The 20,266-nt window shown below is 64.2% G+C and carries 16 protein-coding genes and 2 tRNA genes; all 18 read right to left on the bottom strand.

What is annotated here, in order from left to right; all coding sequences use genetic code 11:
* Positions 1-15 precede the first annotated feature (15 nt).
* A complete protein-coding gene (locus BMZ79_RS00340) occupies positions 16-570 on the bottom strand; it encodes an HAD family hydrolase (RefSeq protein WP_090635600.1) in 555 nt (184 codons plus the stop codon).
* A 94-nt stretch (positions 571-664) separates the two neighbouring features.
* On the bottom strand, positions 665-2,467 hold the full coding sequence (locus tag BMZ79_RS00335) for a right-handed parallel beta-helix repeat-containing protein (RefSeq protein ID WP_090635593.1): 1,803 nt from the start codon (positions 2,465-2,467) through the stop codon (positions 665-667).
* A 281-nt stretch (positions 2,468-2,748) separates the two neighbouring features.
* On the bottom strand, positions 2,749-3,381 hold the full coding sequence (locus BMZ79_RS00330; RefSeq protein WP_256252484.1) for a carbohydrate ABC transporter permease: 633 nt from the start codon (positions 3,379-3,381) through the stop codon (positions 2,749-2,751).
* Positions 3,382-4,290: an ABC transporter permease gene (locus BMZ79_RS00325; protein WP_090635592.1), complete on the bottom strand. Its 909-nt coding sequence runs from the start codon at positions 4,288-4,290 to the stop codon at positions 3,382-3,384.
* A 192-nt stretch (positions 4,291-4,482) separates the two neighbouring features.
* Positions 4,483-5,901, bottom strand: coding sequence for a response regulator transcription factor (locus BMZ79_RS00320; RefSeq protein ID WP_090635588.1), 1,419 nt, complete (start codon positions 5,899-5,901; stop codon positions 4,483-4,485).
* On the bottom strand, positions 5,894-7,684 hold the full coding sequence (locus BMZ79_RS00315; RefSeq protein WP_090635587.1) for a cache domain-containing sensor histidine kinase: 1,791 nt from the start codon (positions 7,682-7,684) through the stop codon (positions 5,894-5,896). The genes BMZ79_RS00320 and BMZ79_RS00315 overlap by 8 nt, the downstream gene beginning before the upstream one ends.
* Positions 7,685-7,908: 224 nt before the next feature.
* Positions 7,909-7,995: transfer RNA gene (locus BMZ79_RS00310), tRNA-Leu, on the bottom strand.
* A 108-nt stretch (positions 7,996-8,103) separates the two neighbouring features.
* Positions 8,104-9,246, bottom strand: a complete 1,143-nt coding sequence (locus BMZ79_RS00305; RefSeq protein ID WP_177221931.1) for an efflux RND transporter periplasmic adaptor subunit — start codon at positions 9,244-9,246, stop codon at positions 8,104-8,106.
* A 17-nt stretch (positions 9,247-9,263) separates the two neighbouring features.
* Positions 9,264-10,142 carry a carbohydrate ABC transporter permease gene (locus BMZ79_RS00300; protein ID WP_090635577.1) on the bottom strand — a complete coding sequence of 293 codons (879 nt, stop codon included), beginning with the start codon at positions 10,140-10,142 and terminating at the stop codon, positions 9,264-9,266.
* A gap of 16 nt (positions 10,143-10,158) precedes the next feature.
* Positions 10,159-11,037 (bottom strand): carbohydrate ABC transporter permease, encoded by an 879-nt coding sequence (locus BMZ79_RS00295; RefSeq protein WP_090635575.1) that lies wholly within the window; start codon positions 11,035-11,037, stop codon positions 10,159-10,161.
* Positions 11,030-12,484 (bottom strand): ABC transporter substrate-binding protein, encoded by a 1,455-nt coding sequence (locus BMZ79_RS00290; protein WP_090635573.1) that lies wholly within the window; start codon positions 12,482-12,484, stop codon positions 11,030-11,032. Before BMZ79_RS00290 ends, BMZ79_RS00295 begins: the two co-directional genes overlap by 8 nt.
* Before the next feature lie 25 nt (positions 12,485-12,509).
* Positions 12,510-13,955 carry an ABC transporter substrate-binding protein gene (locus tag BMZ79_RS00285; RefSeq protein ID WP_090635572.1) on the bottom strand — a complete coding sequence of 482 codons (1,446 nt, stop codon included), beginning with the start codon at positions 13,953-13,955 and terminating at the stop codon, positions 12,510-12,512.
* A 224-nt stretch (positions 13,956-14,179) separates the two neighbouring features.
* Positions 14,180-15,394, bottom strand: a complete 1,215-nt coding sequence (locus tag BMZ79_RS00280) for a TolB family protein (RefSeq protein ID WP_090635570.1) — start codon at positions 15,392-15,394, stop codon at positions 14,180-14,182.
* Entirely contained in the window at positions 15,391-16,857 is a 1,467-nt protein-coding gene (locus BMZ79_RS00275; protein WP_090635568.1) for a sensor histidine kinase, read from the bottom strand. The genes BMZ79_RS00280 and BMZ79_RS00275 overlap by 4 nt, the downstream gene beginning before the upstream one ends.
* A 4-nt stretch (positions 16,858-16,861) precedes the next feature.
* On the bottom strand, positions 16,862-17,557 hold the full coding sequence (locus BMZ79_RS00270; protein ID WP_090635566.1) for a response regulator transcription factor: 696 nt from the start codon (positions 17,555-17,557) through the stop codon (positions 16,862-16,864).
* Between the two features lie 134 nt (positions 17,558-17,691).
* Positions 17,692-18,432, bottom strand: coding sequence for an N-acetylmuramoyl-L-alanine amidase family protein (locus BMZ79_RS00265; protein ID WP_090635565.1), 741 nt, complete (start codon positions 18,430-18,432; stop codon positions 17,692-17,694).
* Positions 18,433-18,704: 272 nt separating this feature from the next.
* Positions 18,705-19,871, bottom strand: a complete 1,167-nt coding sequence (locus BMZ79_RS00260; protein ID WP_090637013.1) for a cytochrome P450 — start codon at positions 19,869-19,871, stop codon at positions 18,705-18,707.
* A gap of 284 nt (positions 19,872-20,155) precedes the next feature.
* Positions 20,156-20,242: transfer RNA gene (locus tag BMZ79_RS00255), tRNA-Leu, on the bottom strand.
* Between the last annotated feature and the right edge of the window lie 24 nt (positions 20,243-20,266).

Genomic DNA, 20,266 nt, shown 5'->3' with positions numbered 1-20,266 from the left:
TTCTACTTGGGAATATCAATAAAACGGCACGTTGCCGGCGCGGAGCCGCTCGTCCAGCCGATCCGCGAGCTCCAGGAATTCCAGCGGCTCGCGGATCGTATACGCCGGGCGCTCGCTCTCGTCGGCCGGCTCGTGCGGGTACCGCGTCGTCCAGCTCTGGAAGACGCTCACGATGCCGAGCGCGTTGGCCCCTTTGACGTCGCGGCTCAGGTTGTTTCCGACCATGACGATGCGGCCGAAGTCGGCCTCGTTCAGCTCCAGCGCGCCGGCCGCCGCCCGGAACATGCGCGGGCTCGGCTTGACGGCCTTGATCGTCTCCGAATAGATCATCGTCGTGAAGTAGTCGTACAGGCCGAGCCGTTTGTACATATTCTTGAACGACTGCGCGTCGCCGTCGGCGACGAGCGCCAGCGTGTAGCCCCGCTCGTACAGCGTCTTCACCATGACGTCGGCGCCGGGAATGACCTCGGCGGTGACGACGATGCCCTCCTCGTCGCGGATTTCCGTCGATTCGTCGATGATCGTATCCCCGCTGTCGAGGAAAATGATTAATTTGCGTTCGCTATTCATTGTTGCGCTCCTCTCTCCTTTTGCACGTTCCATTCGATTGCCGCTTGAATTAATTGTCGATTGATTGCCGCTCTGCTTGCCGCCCCCCCGCCGGTCAGTCCCGCGCCTCGACGCGAAGCCGCTGGCCCTTGCCCATCCGCAAGCCGTCCGGCGCCATCCGCTTCAACGCGGCGACGTTCGCCGGCATGCCGCCCTCGGCGAAGGCGTTGCCTTCGATGGCCGCGCCGCTGCAAGCGTCGAGCCGAATCAGGCTCGCGGCCGCCGGCGCGCCGTCCTCCGCGGCCCCTTCCGCCGGTACGACCTCATTATTTGCGAACCGCAGCCCGCGGACGCTCTTCGCGCCCAGCGCCGCCGCCAAGCTCGTCTCGATCCGGTTGCCCTCGATGACGATGCCTTCGTGCACCGGCCGGGCGGCGTCGGCGATGCGGTTCTCCGGCGCGATGAAGATGACGGGATGCTCCGCGCTGCCGCACGCGGCGAACCGATTGCCCCGGATCGTCAGGTCCCGGACCGGCCCGGACTCGAACCAGCTCTCCGCGTCGTCGGCGACGAACACGCCGCTCATCGTCGTGCCGTCGAAGACGTTGTCTTCGATGACCGCCTTGCGCCGGGTCGTCACGAGCACGCCCCGCGTCGGAATGCGGGCGAAATAATTGCCCCGCACGCGCAGCTCCGGGTTCCACGTGACGTTCTCGACCGCGTCCCCCGGCTCGGCGTCCGGCGGCGCGTCCGCGTCCAGCGTCAGCAGCCAGTCGCGCGGACTGACGGCTTCGACCGCAAGCACCTTGCCCGGGGCGTACGGAAGAAGCGTCTCGCGCTTGACGAACGCGATCTCGTCGCCGGGGAAGAAGGCTTGGAAGCCGTACGTCTGGGGATGCATGAAGCGCAGCAGCACGCGGTTCGCCTCCGGCATGCCGATTAGCTGCAAATGCGTGCCGTGGACGTTGATCGGATCGTCGTGGCCGCCGACGAACCGGCAGCCTTCGATCTCGACCCGGCCGCGGCAGCCGGAGACGTGGATGAAGTCGGCGAACGCCGTCACCGTCCGGCCCGTCTCCGGCCGCGGCGAGAAGTCCAGCTCCGCGAAGCGCAGGTCTTCGCTATACTGGCAGACGACGCCGAGGCCGTGCATGAAATGAATGCCGCCGTCGGCGAACCGGATATTCCGGCTGCGGCGAATGAAGACGCCGACCTGGTCGCGCAGACCGTCGCGCACCTGCAGGACGCGGCCCGCCGGTTCGCCGGGCGCGCTGCCCAGACGGAAGCGGAGCCGCATCGGCGCCAGCTCCTCGGCGAGCGCCGCTTCGCCGAGATTGTCGATGCGCCACGTCCGGTTGCGGACCGGGTCGAACGCCTGCATCGGGCCGGCGTTGAAGCGCCAGCCGTCGCCGGTCCAATGCACCTTCCCGCCCCGCACCTCGTACCGGGAATCGGGATGCACCTCGACGTCCATATAGTCCGTCCCGGCGGCCGTCACCGTCATCTCCGCCACCGTCGGGCGGGCGTAATCGAGATGCAAATTGCGGATCTCGACGTCGTCGCAGCCGTCCAGCGCCAGCATGGTGACCCGCCCGTGGAACAGGAAGAGCGAGCCTTGCCCGTCCAGCGTCAGCCGCCCGATCCCCTTCAGCAGAATCGCGATCGTCTTCGTGACGTCGGGATTCTCCTCCTCGCTGGCCGTGTTCGTGATGTAATACGGTTCCCGGGCAGCCTCGTCCGGATAGAAATCGTACCTCCCCGGCGGACATTCCAACACCGCCGGCCCGTCATGCTTCCCCGCCGCTTCGATTGCCCGCCGCATGGCAGGCAGCGCATCGCGGCCCGAATCCGGCTCCGCGCCGTAATCCGTCAGCCGGAAGCGCGCGATTCCTCCCGTAACCCCGTATGCGGTCTCCATCGTCTTCCTCCTCTTCATCTCCTCGCCGAGATAGGTTAAGCGCTTAACCTACCATACAACGAAACGGCCGCCGGTTCAATATCGAATTCTGTTCCGGACAGCAAGAAAGGCGGCTAGCGCCGCCTTAAAAGGGTTTCTCTTTAATCAGAAGGCGGCTAGCGCCGCCTTAAAAGGGTTTCTCTTTAATCGGAAGGCGGCTAGCGACGCCTTCCATGGGTTTCTCTTCAATCAAAAGGCGGCTTAGCGCCGCCTTCCTGCTCGTTCATGTGCCGTCATCGCAGCTATCCCGCTGACCCGTGCATCGAAATCGGCACGACGATTTTGTACAGGACCTGCAGATCGTTGGCCCCGTCGATCTTCGCCGATTCCTCGAGGCCCGCCGGCAGCGTCCGGAAGAAGGCGATGCAGATGATCATGTAGAACGTATTGACCGCGACCGGCAGCACCATGACCAGCAGGTTGTTGATCAGGTGGAAGTTTTTCATCGTCAGGTAGAACGGAATGAGCCCGCCGTTGAAGAACATCGTGAAGACGATGCCGCTCATGACGATTTTGCGTCCCGGGAATCCCGACTTCGACAGCACGTAGGCGCCGGTCACCGTGACGAGCATGTTGACCGCGGTCCCGATGCCGGTAACGAACAGCGTGACCAGCAGCGCCTTGAAGAATCGCGGCTCATGCAGGATGTAGCTGTAGGCCGACAGGTCGAAGACGGTGGGAACGAGATAGACGAGCTGCTTCGAGACCGCCACCGTGTTGCTGAACGACATGAGGACGACGTTGTAGAACGGCAGCAGGGTCGCGATCGTGAGCACGATGAGCACCGCGTGGATGATCAGGTCGGCGACGCTCGTTTTTTTGCCGCGCCTGCCCGGGCTTTGCCGGACGGCGGCGGATGTCGTTGCGGTTTCCATTTACACGAGTCCCTCCCCGCCGAGTCGTTTGACGATGTAGTTGGCCAGATAGAGCAGGCCGAAATTCAGCACCGCCTTGAACAGGCCGACCGCCGTCGTGACCCCGAAGCTGAGGCCGTCCGCGAACGCCGAGCGGTACGTGTACGTGTCGATGATGTCGCCGGTCGAATAGACGCCCGGATTGTACAGGTTGAAGATTTGGTCGAACCCGCCGTTCATCGCGTTGCCGACGGCCAGGATCAGCAGGATCGCCGCCGTGCCGCGAATCGAAGGCCACGTGACCGATTTCAGCTGCTGGAACCGTCCCGCGCCGTCGACGTAAGCGGCTTCGTACAGCTCCGGATTGATGCCGGCGATCGCCGCCAGGTAGATGATCGCGCTCCAGCCGACTTCCTTCCAGATGTTCGAGAGGAACACGATCGCCCGGAACAGCCCGGGATCGGTCAGGAACGTCGCCTTGTGGAAGCCGAGCGAGGCGATGATCTGATTCAGCACGCCGGTGTTGCCCAGGAAGTTGAACATGATGCCGCTGATGATGACCCAAGAGATGAAATGCGGGAACGTATAGACGGTTTGATAAAATTTCTTCAGCTTCTCCCGCGCCACTTCGTTGATCAGGAGCGCCAGCACGATCGCGATCGGATACTCGAACACGATCCGGCCGCAGCTGATATAGAGCGTGTTCCAGAACGCGCGCCAAAAATCGCTCTGCGCGATCAGCTCCTTGAAATTGTCCAATCCGACCCAAGGGCTCCGCAGGATGCCCTCCCGGATGTGAAACTCCTTGAACGCGAGCAGCACGCCGTACATCGGCACGTACTGGAACAAGACGTAGAAGAGCACGGTAGGAAGGAGCAGCAGATACAGGTAGCGGTGTTTGTACAGGTCCTTCCCGATTGTTTTTCCCATTGCGATCCTCCTCGTAAGCGTTGCCAACCGAACTGTCCCCATTATCGCGCCGATCGCCCGGCTCGGGTATGCACGCGATTTATCGAAAAGGAAAGCACTTCTAAATGCCGAACATAAAAAAAGAAAACTTTCGGCGAAAGTTTTCTAAAAATCGTCCATAGCGGATCTAAAACCGATCCATTGTCTGCGCTTTCACTGCCGCTCGCTGCGGTACTGCGTCGGCGTCTTGCCGGTCATTTTCTTGAACAGCCGCGTGAAATAAAAATAGTCCTGGTACCCGATCCGCTCGGCGATTTCCTGCATGGTCAGCTCCCCGCCGCCGAGCAGCTCGCGGGCGTGTTCGATCCGCAGCCGCGCGACGTAGCCCGTCAGCGTCTCGCCGACCTCCTTGCGGAACAGCTGGCTGATGTAGCTCGGGTTCATGTAGAACTGCTCCGACAAGCTCTGCAGCGACAGCTCCTCGCGGAAATGCTGCGTCACGTACTGCAGGATGCCGTTGAAATTCCGGTTCTTCGACTCGGGGAGCTGCGGATCGGCGACGGGCGTCAAATCGCGGGCGACGAGCGCCTCCAGCGCGCTCAGCATGTCGAAGACGTCGCGGTACGACTGGATGAGCTGCTCGTAGCTGTACAGCGTCTCCTCCGTCTGGCCCAGCTTGAACAGAAACGCCACCGTCATGTTGTAGACCTGGAAGGCGTGAAGGACGGACAGCGAACGAACGGCGAACAGCTCGACGATGCCCTTGAACGCCGCTTGAACCGCTCCCGCCGACTGGGCGGCGATCGCCCGGCTCATGTCCGCCATGAGGCGGTTCAGCTCGTCCTGGCGGAACGGCTGCGCCGCGTAGACGCCGCATTCGCGCGTGACGAAGAACTGGTGCGCGAGCGCGTCCGCGGCGTCGATGCCGGCCCTGATCTCGCTCAAGTCGCGGACCGGACCGCCGACGCCGATGCCGGACAGGCCGAGCGGGACCGGCTCCCGCCATGCCGACGCCAGCTCGTCCGCCCGGGCGGCCGGCAGCAGATAGGCCGTCTTGGACGCGCCCGTCTTCAGCCTCGCGGCCTTGGCGCCCGGCATCGGCAGGTCGCCCGCGCCGACGGCCACGACGGGCACGAGCCCGTCGGCCCGCCAGTCGCCGAAGCCCTTGCCGTCCAGCTCCGCGAGCAGCCTCAGCCGGTTCGCGTCGCTCGGCTCCTCGAGGTAATAGAGCAGCGCCGACGCCGGTGCGGGCCTCGCGGCCGTCAGCAGCTTGTCCAGCTTGGCCAGCACGCCGGTGATTTCGGTCTCGTCGAACGGCTTCAGGCAGTACGCCACCGCGCCGTAGGCGATCGCCTTCTGGGCGTAAGCGAATTCCGCGTAGCCGCTGACGACGACGAACTGGACCGGATGATCCAGGCTTCTGCCCCGCTGAATGAGCTCCAGCCCGTTCATCTCCGGCATCCGGATATCCGTGAATACGACGTCGGGCTTCAGCGCCTTCATCAGCGTCAGCGCGTCCGCGCCTTTGTACGCCTGCCCGACGACCTCGAAGCCGTGGCGCTCCCAGTCGACCAGGTCCTTCAAGCTCTCCACGACCCAGCTCTCGTCGTCCACCAGCAGTACTTTATGCATGCGCTTCGCTCCCCCCTCGAATCGTCATTTCGATCGTCGTTCCTTCGCCTTGAACGCTCTCCAGCCGCAGGCCGCTGCCCGGGCCGAACATCAGCTGGATCCGGTTATGAACATTGACCACGCCGATGCTCTTCTGCTCCGCGGGCTCCCGCGGGCCCGCGCCCGGCGCCGCGAGCATGCGCCGCAGCCCGTCCAGCACGCCCGGGGGCATGCCAACGCCGTTGTCCGCGATCCGAATCCGCAGCGCGCCTTCGCCGTCGACATGTCCGCGAATCCAGAGCTCGCCCTGCCGCAGCGTCGGCTCGAAGCCGTGATAGACGGAATTCTCGACGAGCGGCTGCAGGATCATCTTCGGCACCCGGTACGCCAGCGCCTCGTCCGTCAGCTCGTAGCGGACGGCGAACCGGTCGGCGAACCGGATCTGCTGGATGCGGACGTACGACTCGATCATGCGGATCTCCTCGCCGAGCGGCACTTCCCCCGAACCCTTGACGCTGTAGCGGAAAATGCTCGAGAGCGCGCGGGTCATCGTCTTGATCCGGTCTTGGCCTTCCACGACGGCGATGCCCGTAATCGCTTCCAGCGTGTTGTACAGGAAGTGCGGATTGATCTGGCTGCGCAGGAACGCGAGCTCCGATTTCTTCTTCTCCAGCTCGATGCCGTACAGCCGCGTGTTCGTCTCCACCAGGCTGAGCGTCAGCCGGTCGATCTCGTCGAGCATGCTGTTCAGCTCCGTCGCCACGATGCTGATCTCCATGTAGCCGTCCAGCGCGATGCGCTTCTTGAACTGCAGCAGATCGCCGCGCCGGATGCGCGTGATGAAGAAGATGAGGCGCTTCAGGGGCCGCAAAATGTTGTTGATGATGAACATGAACGGAACCGCCAGCACGAGCAGCGCGATGCCGAGAATGCTGAGCTCCTGCTTGCGGATGCCGAGCAGATCCCGCAACAGCTCGTTCTCCGGCGCCATGCTCACGATCGTCCCGTCGATGTCGGGCAGCGCTTCCGTCTCGACGACGTAGCTGCGCCCGTTCCAGTCGACGATCCGGCTGCCCGCGTCGGCGCTGCCCAGCTCGATGCCTTTGAAATCGCTTCCAGTTTTCACGGACGCGTTGCTGGCGATGACCCGGCGCGACCGGTCCAGCACATAAATTTGGGTGCCCGTCGCCTTCGACGAGTAATCCTGCTCGCTGACGATGGCGGAGGCGTCGACGACGAAGAACGCCGTGCCGATGTTGCGGTTGAAGAGCGCCCCCTGCTGGCTGTAGGTGATCGCGGTCGCGAAGACGAGCTTCTCGTCCGGACCGTACAGGACGCCGAACTGCTGCATGCCGGCGTAATAGCCGTTCACCTTTTTGCCCGACAGCTGCATCCGCAGGGGCACGACGTACCGGTTGCCGCCGTACAGGTCGATCCAGGTGCCGTTGTTGCCGGAGATGATGATGTCCTGGATCCCTTCCTTCAAATCCTTCTGGCCGTTCAAATATTTGTTCAGCTTCGTGAACTTGTCGTAGCGGACCAGCTTGTCCGTCTCCACGAGATAGTCCTGCACGTCCTGGTTGTACGAGATATCCTGCATGATCCGGTAGATGACGTCGTGGTTGGACGCGACGTTCTTCTTGATTTCCGACACCGTTTGTTTGACGTATTCCTCGTGGCTGCGGGTGATCATGCCCGACATCATGGAATACGTATGAAGAATGACGACGAGCATCACGCTAATCGTGCAGGCCGCGAGAATGAACAGCTGCGAACGAATGGACAGTTTTCTCAGGAAAGCCACCGGCGCTCAGTCCCGTCTGCGTAATTTGTCGAATGCGTTCTCCATGCCTATTATGACGGTTCCTCCGCGAAATCGTCAATGTACTTCCGCGCCCTGCCGCCAGCGTCGCGCCCTGCCTGCAGAAAAGCGGATGCGCGCCTGCGGGAGGCCGCGCCCGCAGGCGCGAACGGCCGTAAAGACAGCAAAAAAGCCTTGCTTTCGCAAGGCTTGTTCATTGTAGAAGTTGGTGCGGTCGAGAGGACTTGAACCTCCACGGCTGTTACACCACTAGAACCTGAATCTAGCGCGTCTGCCAATTCCGCCACGACCGCACATTCGGCAGAAGTCGCTTCGCTTTCGAGAAGCGGCAAGAAGTAATATACCACAGCCGAAAATAGAAAGTCAACCCTCGATTTTTCAACGCTCGAACCCGAAGGCGGCTACCGCCTCACGCGCGTGCCGTCCATAAGGAAGCCGGTGGCGTTCACCACCACCTCCTGCTGCTCGAACAGCCCGTCGGCGACGGCCGTGACGTACGCGTTGGAATCCGCGATCTTGATCGGCGTCTCCACGGCGTAATACGCGCTGCCGAGCGGCCCTTCGTCGGCCCGCAGCGTGAATACGTACGCGCCGCGCGCGTCGTGATGGACGGCTTCGTTCGGCACCGTCACGGTCTGCTCGCCGCCCGGCTTCGCGATCTTCACCCGCACCCGCTCCCCGCCTTTCAGCGCGCCGTCCTTGATCGCGACGGTGACGCGGCTCGGCGGCGGCGCGGGCGCGTTGGCGCCGGAAGCGCCGTCCGCCGGCGGCAGCGACGCGTCCGCGGGCGCCTCGTCGTCGAGCGCCGCGATCGTGCCGGTCAGCTGCCGCTCGTCCTTCCCCGTCAGCGTAATCTGATCCAGCGTCTCGCCGGGCTCGAGCAGCGCGGCGACGTCGCCCGGCACGAGCAGCCGGATTTCGTACCCTTGGGCGGCATTCGCCAGCACGACGTCCGGCTCGCCGCCGGGACCGGAGCCTTCGACCGCGCCGACCCGCGTCACGACGCCGTCGAACGGTGCCGCGGCCGACCGGCCTTCGGCGATGCTCTTCTGCAGGCTCTGGATATGCTGCTGCTGCGTCGATACGTCGAGCTCGGCCGACTCGATCGCCGTCTTCGCGGCGGCCTTCGCGCTCTCGTCTCCGCCGTTCGCCGCGAGGATGTAATTGGCATGCAGCTGGTCCATGGACAAGTTCAGCTTCTTCAGCTCCGCCTGCATGTCGGCGAGCTGCTGCTTCGGTTCGCCGTCATCGTATTCGACCAGCGTCTGGCCGCGGCTTACCCGGTCGCCCTCCTTGACGAGCACGCGCTTCACCTTCCACCCCGCCGGATTCGCGATGTCCCGCGTCTGCCCCGGCTGTACCGTCGCGCTGCCTTCGAAGTCGTGCGGGATCGAACCGTTCGCCGCGACCGCGGTCGCCACCTTCGGCAGCGACAGGCCGCGCAGCGTGTTGCCCGCCAGCATGCAGGCCGCGAGCAGGACGAGGAACGCGCCTGCCGCGAGGCGCAGCTTGCGTTTGCGGGACCGGGACGTCCGTTCTTCCATGACGATCACTCCTGAATTCATCCTTTGATGCCCGATTGCTGGATGCCCTCCACGAAGTACGACTCCGCGTACAGGAACAGCAGCACCATCGGGGCCATGTACAGCGCGGAAGCGGCGAAGCCGATCCCCCGCGCCGCTTCGTTGATTTGGGCCAAGTAGAGCGACAGCGGCTGCTTGGCCGCGTCCTGCAGGAAGATGAGCGGCTGCTCGATCATGTTCCAGTAATCCACGAACAGCAGCACGGTCAGCGCCGCGAGGCCCGGCTTGGCCAGCGGCAGGACGATCCGCGCGAATATCGTCCACTGCCCGGCGCCGTCGATTTTGGCGGCTTCGGTCAGGGCGTACGGAATATGGGCCATGAACTGGCGCATCATGAACACGCCGAAGGCGCCGAAGATGCCGGGCAGCACGATCGCGGCCGAACGGTTCATCAAGCCGAGCATGTCGATGACGAGGTAGTTCGGGACGAGCGTCACCTGGAACGGCATGAGCATCGTCATCAGATAGACGAGAAACAGCTTGTCCCGTCCCGGAAACCGCAGCTTGGCGAACGCATACGCGGCCAGCGAGCCGACGAGCGTCTGGCCGGCGACGATCGGCGCGACGAGCCCGGCCGAATTCCAGAACATGTGCAGGAATTTCGGGCTTAGGATGAGCACCTGCGCGTACTGCCCGAACGTGAGCCAATCCGGCAGCAGCTTCAGGTTGACGAACGCGTCCTTGCCGCCGTTCGCGGCGTCGACCATTTTCCCGATCAAGTCGTAATTGCGCCCGATCTCCGCTTCCGACATGAGCGAATCCGCCAGCGTCAATCCGATCGGAAACAGCATGGCGGCTGCGAACGCGCCGAGCAGCGCCGTCAGCGCCAGTCCGTGCAGCCGTGAACGGATGCGCATGGTCTCCCTCCTCTCTCTACTCCGTGTTTTCCCGAAACCGGCGTTCGGCGCGGAGCAGTCCGGAGGTCAGCACGACGATGCAGCCGACCATGAGGGTCGCCGCGGCCGTCAGCTTCTGGACGTCCAGCTCGAAGAACATGTTGTTCATGTAATGCTGCAGCATGTACAGCCGGTCGTACGGGTAATCGCCGGCCAGCAGGTACGTCTCCCGGAACACCTTGAACGAATTGATGATCGAGATGAGCAGCACGAAGAACAACGTCGGCGTCAAATACACGAGCGTAATATGGCGAAACTGATGGAACCGGCCCGCGCCTTCGAGCGAAGCCGTCTCGTAATAATCCTTCGGGATCGACTGCAGGCCGGCCAGCAGCAGGATCATGTCGTAGCCGATGTTCTTCCAGATGTACATCACGGCGACGATGCTCAACGACCAGTTCGACTGCATCCAATCGATCCGCGCGATCCCGAGCGCGTGCAGCCACGCGTTTAGCGTTCCGTTCCAGTCGAAAAAAATCTGCCACGCCGTCACGACGGACGCGACGGGTACGACGAGCGGCAGCATGATCGACGTACGGATCGGCCCGCGCAGCCGGAGCGGCCGGTTCAGCAGGACCGCGAGCGCCAAGGACAGCGCGACGAGCAGCGGCACGCCCGCGCCCGTGAAGAGCAGCGTGTTGCCCGCCGCCTTGCGGAACGAGGCGCTATGAAGCAGCTCCGCGTAATTGCCGAGACCGACGAACCGGCCGCCGAGCGCGCCGTCCGTGAACGACTCGTAGAAGCCGAGCGCGAACGGGACGAGGTAGAACACGGCGAAGCCGGTCAGGCTCGGCGCCAGGAAAAGCATCGCCGCCGCGGCGTCGCCGCGCGGCCGCGGCAGGCGCAGGCTACTCATGCAGCACCGTCGTCGCTTTGTTTTGGATCAGCTTCGCGACGTCCTCCGCGGATTTCTGCCCGGCGAAGAAGGCTGCCGAATCGGCCGCGACGATATCCAGCACCTTGCCGGAATCGCGCTTCTTGCGGGCAGCTCCCTCCGCGAATCCTTCGAGCTGGTCGAGCTTGGCGCCGTCGACCTTGAACGGCGTCCCTTTCAGCGGACCGAGCGCGTCGGGCGTGATCGTGCCCTGCCGCTTCAGCGACGCGACGGCGTCCCGGAAGCGCGCCTTGTTGACCGGGAGGCCGATCGCCGTATGGTCCATCATGTAGTGCAGGAAATCCCACGCCGCGTCCTTCGCTTTGGAGCCGGCGTTGATCCCGATATCGGAGCCCGTCTCGAAGGAAGCGCCCTTCCCGGCCCCGTCCGCGTGCGGCTTCACGTAGAACGCCGTATCGTCGCCGAACGTCCGCAGGCTGGTCAGGTAATCGGTCGGCGATTGGATCGTCACGTTCGTGAAGTAAGCCCGGCCGCCGGAGCCGACGACGCCTTCATCGATCATCGCCTTGATCCGCTCCAGCAGACCGGTGAAGGCGGGGGAATCGAAGCTCGCCTTGCGGCCGGCTTCGTCCACGAACGAGCCGTAGTTGTCGGCGACGACGCCGCGCGCGAAATAATCCGGCCCGCCGACCATCATGCCTTCCCCGCTGACGATGGCGGAATCGTACTTGCCCTTCGCGGCGACGAGCTGCCGTCCCGCCGTCATGAAATCGTCCCACGTCCAAGCGCCGTCGTCGATCTTCACGCCGGTCGCGGCGATCGCGGCCCGGTCGCCGACCAGTCCGCTCAGAGAGAAGGTCAGCGGAATGCTGAACGGGCCGGCTCCGCTTTGTCCGGCGCCAAGCACGTTCGCGAAATAATCGGACTTCCGGAACGACTTGTCCTCCTCCATTCGCGCTCCCAAATCCTCCAGCAAACGATGCCGTTCGTAATCCTCGGCGGCCAAGTAGCGCAAGTCGAGCAGGTCGGGCCCTTTGCCGGCCAGCATCGCCGCGTTCGTGGCCGTCGTGAATTTCTCGATGTCGGCATCCGTTTGCCCTCCGTCGCCGCCGTCGTCGCTATAGGGCCGGCTAAGCCCGTACTTCAGCTGAATATCCACGTTCGGATGAGCCGCCTCGTACGCCTTCGCCGCCTCCTCGTAGTGCTTGTTCGGCCAGAAGACCGAGAAGACGATCGTCTGCTTGCCCCCGGAGGACGGCGGATTCCCTCCCTTGTCCGCGTCCGTCGTCCCGTTTTGGCCGTTCGACTCGCCCGCCTCCTGATTCGCGCCGGCCGCGTCTGGATTCCCGGCGCTTCCGCCGGCCGCGCCGTTCGCCGCATCGCCGCCGCTTCCGCCGTTCCCGCCGCAGGCCGCCAAAGTCAGCGCCGTCAGCGTGACCGTCAGCAGCGTAAGTCCGATTGTTTTCATATCGATCAAGCTCCTTTATCCATCGTCATTCGTTCAGGAAGGTCATCGCTTTGTTCTGGATGAGGCTCGCGACCGCCTCGGCGGACTTTTGCCCCGCGAAGAAGGCTTTGGACTCCGTGACGACCAGGTTCCATACCTGATCGGATTTGGAATCCCGGGAAGGATGGACCGCCCCGTCCACGTAAGCGCCGAGTCCGTCCAGCATCGCCTCGTCCACTTGAATCGCCGCCCCATGCAGCGGCCCTTCTTGAACCGACCGAAACGATCCTTCCTTCTTGAGCGCCGCCGTCTGCTCCGCGTACGCCGCTTTGTTGATCGGGAACCCCGTCGTCGTCGCGGGCGCCTGCATCTCCTCGGACATCATGAATTTCACGAAATCCCACGCCGCCGCTTGCACCTTGGAGCCGGCCGCGATCGCGACGCTCCGGTACGTCTTGAAGTAGCCGCCGGCCGCCGTGTCCTGCGCGTGCGGCTTGGCGTACAACTTCGCGCGATCGCCCGCCGTCTTGTCGGCCATCTTCGCGCCGAGGCTGAAGCCCGCCATCGATTCCAGGTAATCCTTCGGCGAATTGATCTGGATGCTGTTGAAGTACGCGTTGACGCCGCGGCCGATCTTGGAAACGACGCCGTCGTCGAACATCGTCTTCACCTGCTTCATCAGCCCCGTGAACGAAGCCGAATCGAAATGCGCTTCGCGCCCGCCGGGATCCAGGAACAGCCCGTAATTGTCGCTCACCATCTCGCCCAGCAAATATTCGGGTCCTTCGTACGACAGCGCCGTCCGCTGTCCGCCGCTCGCCGTCATCGCTTCCGCCGTATTCGCGAACTCGCTCCACGACCACGACAGATCGTCGAACGCGGCGCCCGTCTTGGCGATGGCGCCTTCGTCGCCGGCGAAGCCCATCAGGAAGAAGGAAAGCGGCATCGCGTACAGCGCGTCGCCGACGCGGACGTTGTCCAGCACGTTCGTGAAATAATCGCTCCGCTTGAAATCCTTGTCCTGCGCCATCATCGGGCTCAGATCGGCCAGCAGGCCGTGCTTGACGTAGCTGTCGGCCGGCAGCAGGTCCATCTCGATCAGATCGGGCCCTTTGCCCGCCAGGAGCGCCGCGTTCGCGGCCGTCACGTACTTCTCGATATCCGCTTCCAGCGTTTCGTTCGCGTAGTCGACGTCCTCCAGCTTGATCTCGACGTCCGGATGGAGCGCTTCGTACGCTTTCTTCGCCGCCTGGTATTTGGGATCGTGCCAGAAGGTGGAGAAGACGATCGTCGTCTTGCCGGTGCCGGCAGAAGCGCGGCCGGTTTCGGCTGCCGCGCCTCCGCCGCTTTCTCCGCCGGAGGCGCCGCCGTTCGCGCCGGGCGCGTTGCTCCAGGGAACCGCGTCCCCGCCGGTTCCGCCGCCGGCGTCGCAGCCGGCCAATGCCGCGGCGAGCAGGCAGCCCGCGGCCAGGCCAAGTCCGTATTTGATCATGCTCCGTTCTCCTTCGCGTGTCGCTTCGATTTCGCTTCGATTGTCCGGCCGGGCTGACCGGGCTCTTCCACACTATAAAGAGGAGATGTCGCCAAACCTTCATCCGGATGTGAACAAAATGTCTCCGAAATCCGAATAAAAAAGCGGCAGGCCGGACGAAACTTCGTCCGGCCTGCCGCCGTTAAGCACCTAATTGGCTTCGTTGCTCGCGCGGCCGATCGCCGCTATCGGAACCGAATCACGAACGTCTGCCGCCGGCCGTCGCCGGCCACCGCCGACGGCGCGGTCTCCTGCGCCGTGCTCGCGTACGGCTTGCCGCCGTCGATCAGGAGCGCGCTCCCGCTCGGGCTCCAGGCCATTTGGAACGGAATGACGCCCTGGAAGACGGCCGATTGGGACAGCACGTTGTTCCCCTGCAGCTTCCCGGCGTAGACGGACACGTCGTCCGGGTCGTTGCGCGTATACGCGATCGCCTTCCGGTCCGGCGACAGGCTGAAATACGCGACCTTCTCCAGCAGCACGGACAGTTCCCCGCTTCGGCCGTCGTACTGAAACAACGTGCCGTCCGCGCCCAGAAACGCGAACCGCTCGTTATCCACCCAAACGCCGGGGCCGATGCCCGACGGATGATCGTACCGCACCTTGAAGCCGCCGCCCTCGCGCTTGGCCATGGCGATCGTCTTCCCGTCCTCGATCAGCGCGCCGCTGCCGTCGTCCGTCAGCACGACGGTGGCTTCGCTGCCGCTATCCTGCAGGCCCGCGAGCGGCAATTGGCCGAGCTTGCCGCTCTTCTCGTCGTAGACCGCGACGCGCAGCTCGCCCCGGGCTTCGCCGTACGCAAGATAGGACAAGTATCGGCCGTTGCCCGACCACTGCAGCGTGCGCGAATACAGCGGCCGCTGCTTCCGCGCAGCTTCGGACACCTGCTCGACCTGGCCGCCGTCCAGGGGGAAGAGCGCCAGCCCGATGCCGTTCGCGGCCTTCGCGAACCCGGCGATCGTCTTTCCGTCCGGCGACAGCGCGCCGTATTCCGTATCGAGGTTCATCGCCCCCGCGAGCGGCTTCGGCCGCTCGTACGGCGGGTCGAGCCGCTGCAGGCCGAAGGTCGACGACGCCTCGGGCGCGTCCCCCGCGGCGAAATAGCCGACGAGCGCGTCCCCGGCCGCCCAGCCGAGCACCGGCAGCTTGTACTTCTCCGCAACCGGCAGCGGATAAATCGTCTTCACCTGGAACGGCGTGCCGGAGCCGGCTTCGCCGGCCGGCCCTTCATCCTCCGTGCCCGGAATGACGATCGTCTCGGAGCGGGGATCGCCCATGCAGCCGGCGAGCGGCAGGAGAAGCAGCGCGCCCGCGAGCGCGGCGGACAAGGCGCGAAGCGTCGTCCGCGATCTGATCGTCCGCCGCGGCTCCGCGCTTGTCTTCGCATCCGGCCTTCTCATGCGTCTCCCTCCTCCTTTCCCGCCGCGGGCAAGGCGACGCGCACGGTCGTCCGGCCGTCTCCGCCATCCATGCTGATCGTGCCGCCGTGGTCGTCGACGATGGCCTTCACGATGCCGAGGCCGAGCCCGACGCTTCCTTCCTCCTTGAACGTCCGGTCGCCCGAATAAAACGGCTCGAACACCTTTTCCGCATCGCCCGGCGACAGCGTCACGCCCGGATTGGCGAACGCGAAGCGGACGAGACCGGCCGCCGGGTCCGTCTCCGCGACGACCGCGATCTCCGCTTGCGGGGAACTGTACTTGATGGCGTTGTCCAGCAGATTGATGAACAGCTGGCGGAGCCTGTCCGACTGGCCGAGCACGTACAGCCCGTCCTCCGCGTTCAGCGCGATCCGCTTCTTGTACCGCTTCGCCCGCAGCTCCATCGCGTCGCGGACGTCGCGCAGCAGCGCGCCCGCGTCGACGAGCGCGGCTTCGTCCTTGGCGGCGCTGCGCCGCGACACCTCGAGCAGATTGAGCACCATGCCGTGCAGGCGCCGGCTCTCGTCCACGATATGCGCCATCCCTTTCTCGAAGAAGGCCCGGTCGGCCTCGCCGTTCTCCCGGATGATCTCGGCATAGCCGAGAATCGACGTGAGCGGCGTCTTCAGCTCGTGCGTGACGTTGTCGAAGAAGCGCTTCTCCTGCTCGTGCAGCGCCTTCAGCCGGTCGCGGTCGCGGCCGATCGTCGCGATCTGGCTGGCGATCCGGCCGATCATGTCGTTGAAGTTGGCCGCAAGCCGCCCGATCTCGTCCCTGCGCCGGATGCCGATGCGGACGTCGAGATTGCCCCGGATGACCTCCGTGGACGCGCGCGTCAGCTTGACGAGCGGAATCGTGATCTGCCGGGACAGCATGTACGAGAACAGATACGCCGCCGCGAAGATCGCGAGCGCGAGGTAGAAGAGAATGTTGAGAATGCGTCCCGTTTGCTCGTAGAGCGAGGAAAAATCCTTGGCGAAGCGCAGAATGCCGACCTTCACGCCGTCGATGACGACCGGATAGGAATAGAGCACGGACCCCGCGCTGCCCGCGTAGGTGATCGTGTACGCCGTCTTGCCCGCGAGCGCCAGCTTCAGGTCCGACGTCGAACGGCCCGCGAACTTCGTCTGATCGGACGAGTAGAGCAGGACGCCGTCGACCGTATAGGCGCTCACGTCGCTGGAGGTGGCGCGGCGCAGGTCGCCGACCATCTCCTCGGCCATCTGGCCGAAATACAGATCGTTGTTCGTGAAATGATTGATCAGGAAGGCCTGGCGGACGTAGACGTTGCCGTTGTTCTTGAGCTCGACGAGGTCCGAGGTAATGATGGTCCGGTTGCTGGAACGGATGTACTCCTTCAGCGTGACGTTCAGCAGGAGGAACGACAGGCAGAAGATCAGCAGGAAGCCGACGGCGAATTTGGCCCGAATCGTCCGAAGCACGCCGTCAGTCCGTCCGCTTCTCGAATTTGTAGCCGACCCCGAACACGGTCGTGATCAGGTCCGCCGCGTCGAGCTTCTTGCGCAGCCGCTGGATGTGGGTGTCGACCGTGCGCGTGTCGCCGGGAAAATCGTAGCCCCAGACGAAATCGAGCAGCTCCGTCCGCGTGAAGATTTTGCCCCGGGCGCCGAGCAGCGCGATCAGCAGGTCGAATTCCTTCGGCGTCAGCTCGACCGGCGTCCCTTCCTTCGTCACGAGCCGCTCGTCGGGCGAAACGGCGATGTTCCGGAAGCGGATCGCCGGAGGCGCGGCTTCCTCCGCGGCCGGTTGGGCTTGCGCCAGGCGCCGGAGGATGGTCCGGATGCGGGCCACGACCTCCCGCAGGTCGAACGGCTTCGTGACGTAGTCGTCCGCGCCGACCTCGAGGCCGAGAATCTTGTCCGTGATGTCGGATCGCGCCGTGATCATGAGGATCGGCAAATTATAACGCGCGGTTACCTGCTTGCAAATATCGAGGCCGCTCCGGTCCGGCAGCATCCAGTCCAGCACGAGCAGGTCCGGGCGGAACCGTTCCAGCTCCTTCAAGCCGTCCGTCCCGTTTCCCGACGTCCGGGTCTCGAAGCCTTCCCGGCTCAGGCCGTAGGCCAGCAAATCGGCGATCGCTTCTTCGTCCTCGATGATGAGGATTTTCGTTTTGTCCATGCTGGGCTCCAATCTATCCGAGTTCGGATCGCGGTCTTGCCTATAGCGATCGTAGCATAAATGCCGGCCGTACATAAAATGCCCCGGCCGCAGGGCTTGTCCGCGCGCGGCGCCCGCGGGTACCGCGCCTTCCGCTAGCCGGCCGCCGACGGGTCGGCCCCGCCTCCCGCGAAATACGCCCGCAGCCCGTCCGCGATCGCTTCCGCTTCGGTCCGCTGGCCGTCGTCTCCGAGCATGAAGGCTTCCTCCGCGGCGTTCGTCAAATAGCCGGGCTCCACCAGCACCGCCGGCATCTCGCTGAGCGAAAGCACCTTCAGCTTCTCCTCCTTCACGCCGCGATCGGGAAAGCCGAGCGCCGCGACGACCTTCCCGTGAATCGCTTCCGCCAGTCCCAGGCTGTCCGGATGCGTGTAATACGTCTCCGTGCCGGCCACCGACGCATCCTCGAAGGCGTTGCCGTGGATCGAGATCAGGGCGTCCGCGCCCCAGCCGTCGGCAACCTGCGCCCGGTCGGCCAGCTCGACGAACGTATCGTCCGTGCGGGTCAGCCGCGGCTCGAAGAGCGGGTCGCCCTTGAGCAGCTCGTACAGCTTCATGGCGAGCGCCAAATTGCTGTCCTTCTCCCACTGTCCGCTCGCTCCTGCCGAGCCGGGATCCTTGCCGCCGTGGCCCGGGTCGATGACGATTTTGAACCGTCCGCCGGACGATTCGTACTCCTCCGGCGCCCCCGTTTCGCCCCGCGGCGAGCCGGTCAGCGATTTGGCGCCGTCCGGCTCCCCGCCGATCTGCGCGAGCAGCGAGCGTCCCGCCGCCAGCAAGACGAGTAACGCGGCGATAAAGCCGATGATATATTTTAATCTCGTGTTCGTCGTCATGGTATCCTCCCGGGTGTAAAGCCTGCTTGTGCCATTCGAGTGTACCGCGCGCGTGTCGCGGGAACGTCTAGAAGTTGTCAACAAATTGTATCCGATCGTGCCGGAGGAACGTCAAGACGGGAATTGCAGGAATTGCGGCAATCGCGGGAATTGTCCGAATAATCAAGCCGTCCCCGTGACCGGCGGACGCAGCGCGCAATAGGCCTTTCGACGACGAAAAGCCCTTCCGCGGCGGAAGGGCCAGGAAAAGCGGCAAGGCGGCAGGGAGCCGGTCAGCGCGCCTCGAACGTCACCGGATGGCTTTTGACCCCGAACACGAACGAGCTCGGGATCGGCGTCAATTCCGCGTCCGGCAGCGCGCGGATCTCCCCGGTGCGCGCTAGCAGCGCGCCGAGGGCGAGCTTCGCCTCCAGCCGCGCGAGCGGCGCCCCGAGGCAGAAGTGGATGCCGAAGCCGAAGGACATGTGCGCGTTCGGCTTCCGTCCGAGGACGAACGATTCGGGATCGTCGAATTTCGCGGGATCGCGGTTGGCCGCGCCGACCCAGGCGATGATCTGGTCGCCTGCCTTGACGGCCGCGTCTCCGATCGCCGTATCCTCCTTGGCGACGCGCCCTACGGCGACGATCGGCGGGTAATACCGCAGCGTCTCCTCGACGAAGTCGGGCACCGCCTCGGGCTGCCGGCGCAGCTCGCGCTGCAGCTCGGGCCGTTCGGTCAGCAGGCGGACGCCGTTCGTGATGAGGTTCGTCGTCGTCTCGTTGCCGGCGGCGAGCAGCAGGATGCAGAAGCTGATCAGCTCGCGCGGCGTCAACCGTTCGCCGTCGATCTCGGCCGCGAGCAGCAGGGAGATCAGATCCTCCCGCGGCTGCTTGGCCCGCTCCTCCAGCAAGGCCGCGAAATAGTCGGTCAGCTCGGCGATCGCCTGCTGCCGGCGTTCGATCACGGCGCGGAACGCCTCGTCGGAATCGTCCGCCGCGCTCTCGACGAGCACGTCCGACCAGTGCTTGAAGCGCTCGCGGTCTTCCTGCGGCGCGCCGAGCATCTCGGCGATGATGATGACGGGCAGCGGCGTCGCGAAATCATGCACGATGTCCATGGCGCCGCCGCGCGCCCGGTCGAGCAGATCGCCGGCGATCGCTTCGATGCGCGGCGCGAACGCTTGGATCTCGCGCGGCGTGAACGCCTTGTTGACGAGATCGCGAAGCTGGGCGTGCTTGGGCGGATCCGTATAGAGCATGCTCGTGCCCGCGCTCGCGCCGCGGACGGACGAGAACAGGGCGTAATCCTTCAGCACGCGGTGGACGTGATCGTAGCCGAACACGTCCCAGCAATTACGGACCTTATCGTATCGGACGGGCGTTTCCTCGCGCAGACGGGATAAGATCCCGAACGGCAGCAATCGTTTCGACGTCGTGTCGAGCTCGGGCATCAGCAGCATGTTGGCGTATTTGGCATTGTTCAACCCAGTTCCCTCCTTAAAGCTTCTCAAGGCAAGCGGATAGCAAATGAACCCGTCTCCATCCACTGTAACCTTGCTCGGTTCGGTCTTGAAGTGTCTTACGTCTGAATTTTCTGGACACAAAGGGCCGAAACGAAACGAAGCCCGGCTTCGCGTGACTTCCCGATTGGTAGGATTTGCGCGGGTTCCGGGATTCATGCAAGCCCGATACGCAAAAAAGAAGCCTTGATCCGGGATCAAGGCTTCTTGCGATTGTTAGAAGTTGGTGCGGTCGAGAGGACTTGAACCTCCACGGCTGTTACACCACTAGAACCTGAATCTAGCGCGTCTGCCAATTCCGCCACGACCGCATCTGGCAGAAGCCGCATCCCGTA

The organism is Paenibacillus sp. UNC496MF (assembly GCF_900113915.1).
Classification (GTDB): domain Bacteria; phylum Bacillota; class Bacilli; order Paenibacillales; family Paenibacillaceae; genus Paenibacillus_Z; species Paenibacillus_Z artemisiicola.
This window is presented reverse-complemented; position numbering and strand designations above follow the sequence as displayed.

Excerpts from the sequence above, each read along its gene's own strand:
- BMZ79_RS00270 (WP_090635566.1), bottom strand. The coding sequence starts at position 17,557 with ATGGACAAAACGAAAATCCTCATCATCGAGGACGAAGAAGCGATCGCC.
- BMZ79_RS00330 (WP_256252484.1), bottom strand. The coding sequence starts at position 3,381 with ATGGAAACCGCAACGACATCCGCCGCCGTCCGGCAAAGCCCGGGCAGG.
- BMZ79_RS00265 (WP_090635565.1), bottom strand. The coding sequence starts at position 18,432 with ATGACGACGAACACGAGATTAAAATATATCATCGGCTTTATCGCCGCG.
- BMZ79_RS00280 (WP_090635570.1), bottom strand. The coding sequence starts at position 15,394 with ATGAGAAGGCCGGATGCGAAGACAAGCGCGGAGCCGCGGCGGACGATC.
- BMZ79_RS00325 (WP_090635592.1), bottom strand. The coding sequence starts at position 4,290 with ATGGGAAAAACAATCGGGAAGGACCTGTACAAACACCGCTACCTGTAT.
- BMZ79_RS00305 (WP_177221931.1), bottom strand. The coding sequence starts at position 9,246 with ATGGAAGAACGGACGTCCCGGTCCCGCAAACGCAAGCTGCGCCTCGCG.
- BMZ79_RS00295 (WP_090635575.1), bottom strand. The coding sequence starts at position 11,037 with ATGAGTAGCCTGCGCCTGCCGCGGCCGCGCGGCGACGCCGCGGCGGCG.
- BMZ79_RS00290 (WP_090635573.1), bottom strand. The coding sequence starts at position 12,484 with ATGAAAACAATCGGACTTACGCTGCTGACGGTCACGCTGACGGCGCTG.
- BMZ79_RS00340 (WP_090635600.1), bottom strand. The coding sequence starts at position 570 with ATGAATAGCGAACGCAAATTAATCATTTTCCTCGACAGCGGGGATACG.
- BMZ79_RS00335 (WP_090635593.1), bottom strand. The coding sequence starts at position 2,467 with ATGGAGACCGCATACGGGGTTACGGGAGGAATCGCGCGCTTCCGGCTG.
- BMZ79_RS00320 (WP_090635588.1), bottom strand. The coding sequence starts at position 5,901 with ATGCATAAAGTACTGCTGGTGGACGACGAGAGCTGGGTCGTGGAGAGC.
- BMZ79_RS00260 (WP_090637013.1), bottom strand. The coding sequence starts at position 19,871 with ATGCTGCTGATGCCCGAGCTCGACACGACGTCGAAACGATTGCTGCCG.
- BMZ79_RS00300 (WP_090635577.1), bottom strand. The coding sequence starts at position 10,142 with ATGCGCATCCGTTCACGGCTGCACGGACTGGCGCTGACGGCGCTGCTC.
- BMZ79_RS00285 (WP_090635572.1), bottom strand. The coding sequence starts at position 13,955 with ATGATCAAATACGGACTTGGCCTGGCCGCGGGCTGCCTGCTCGCCGCG.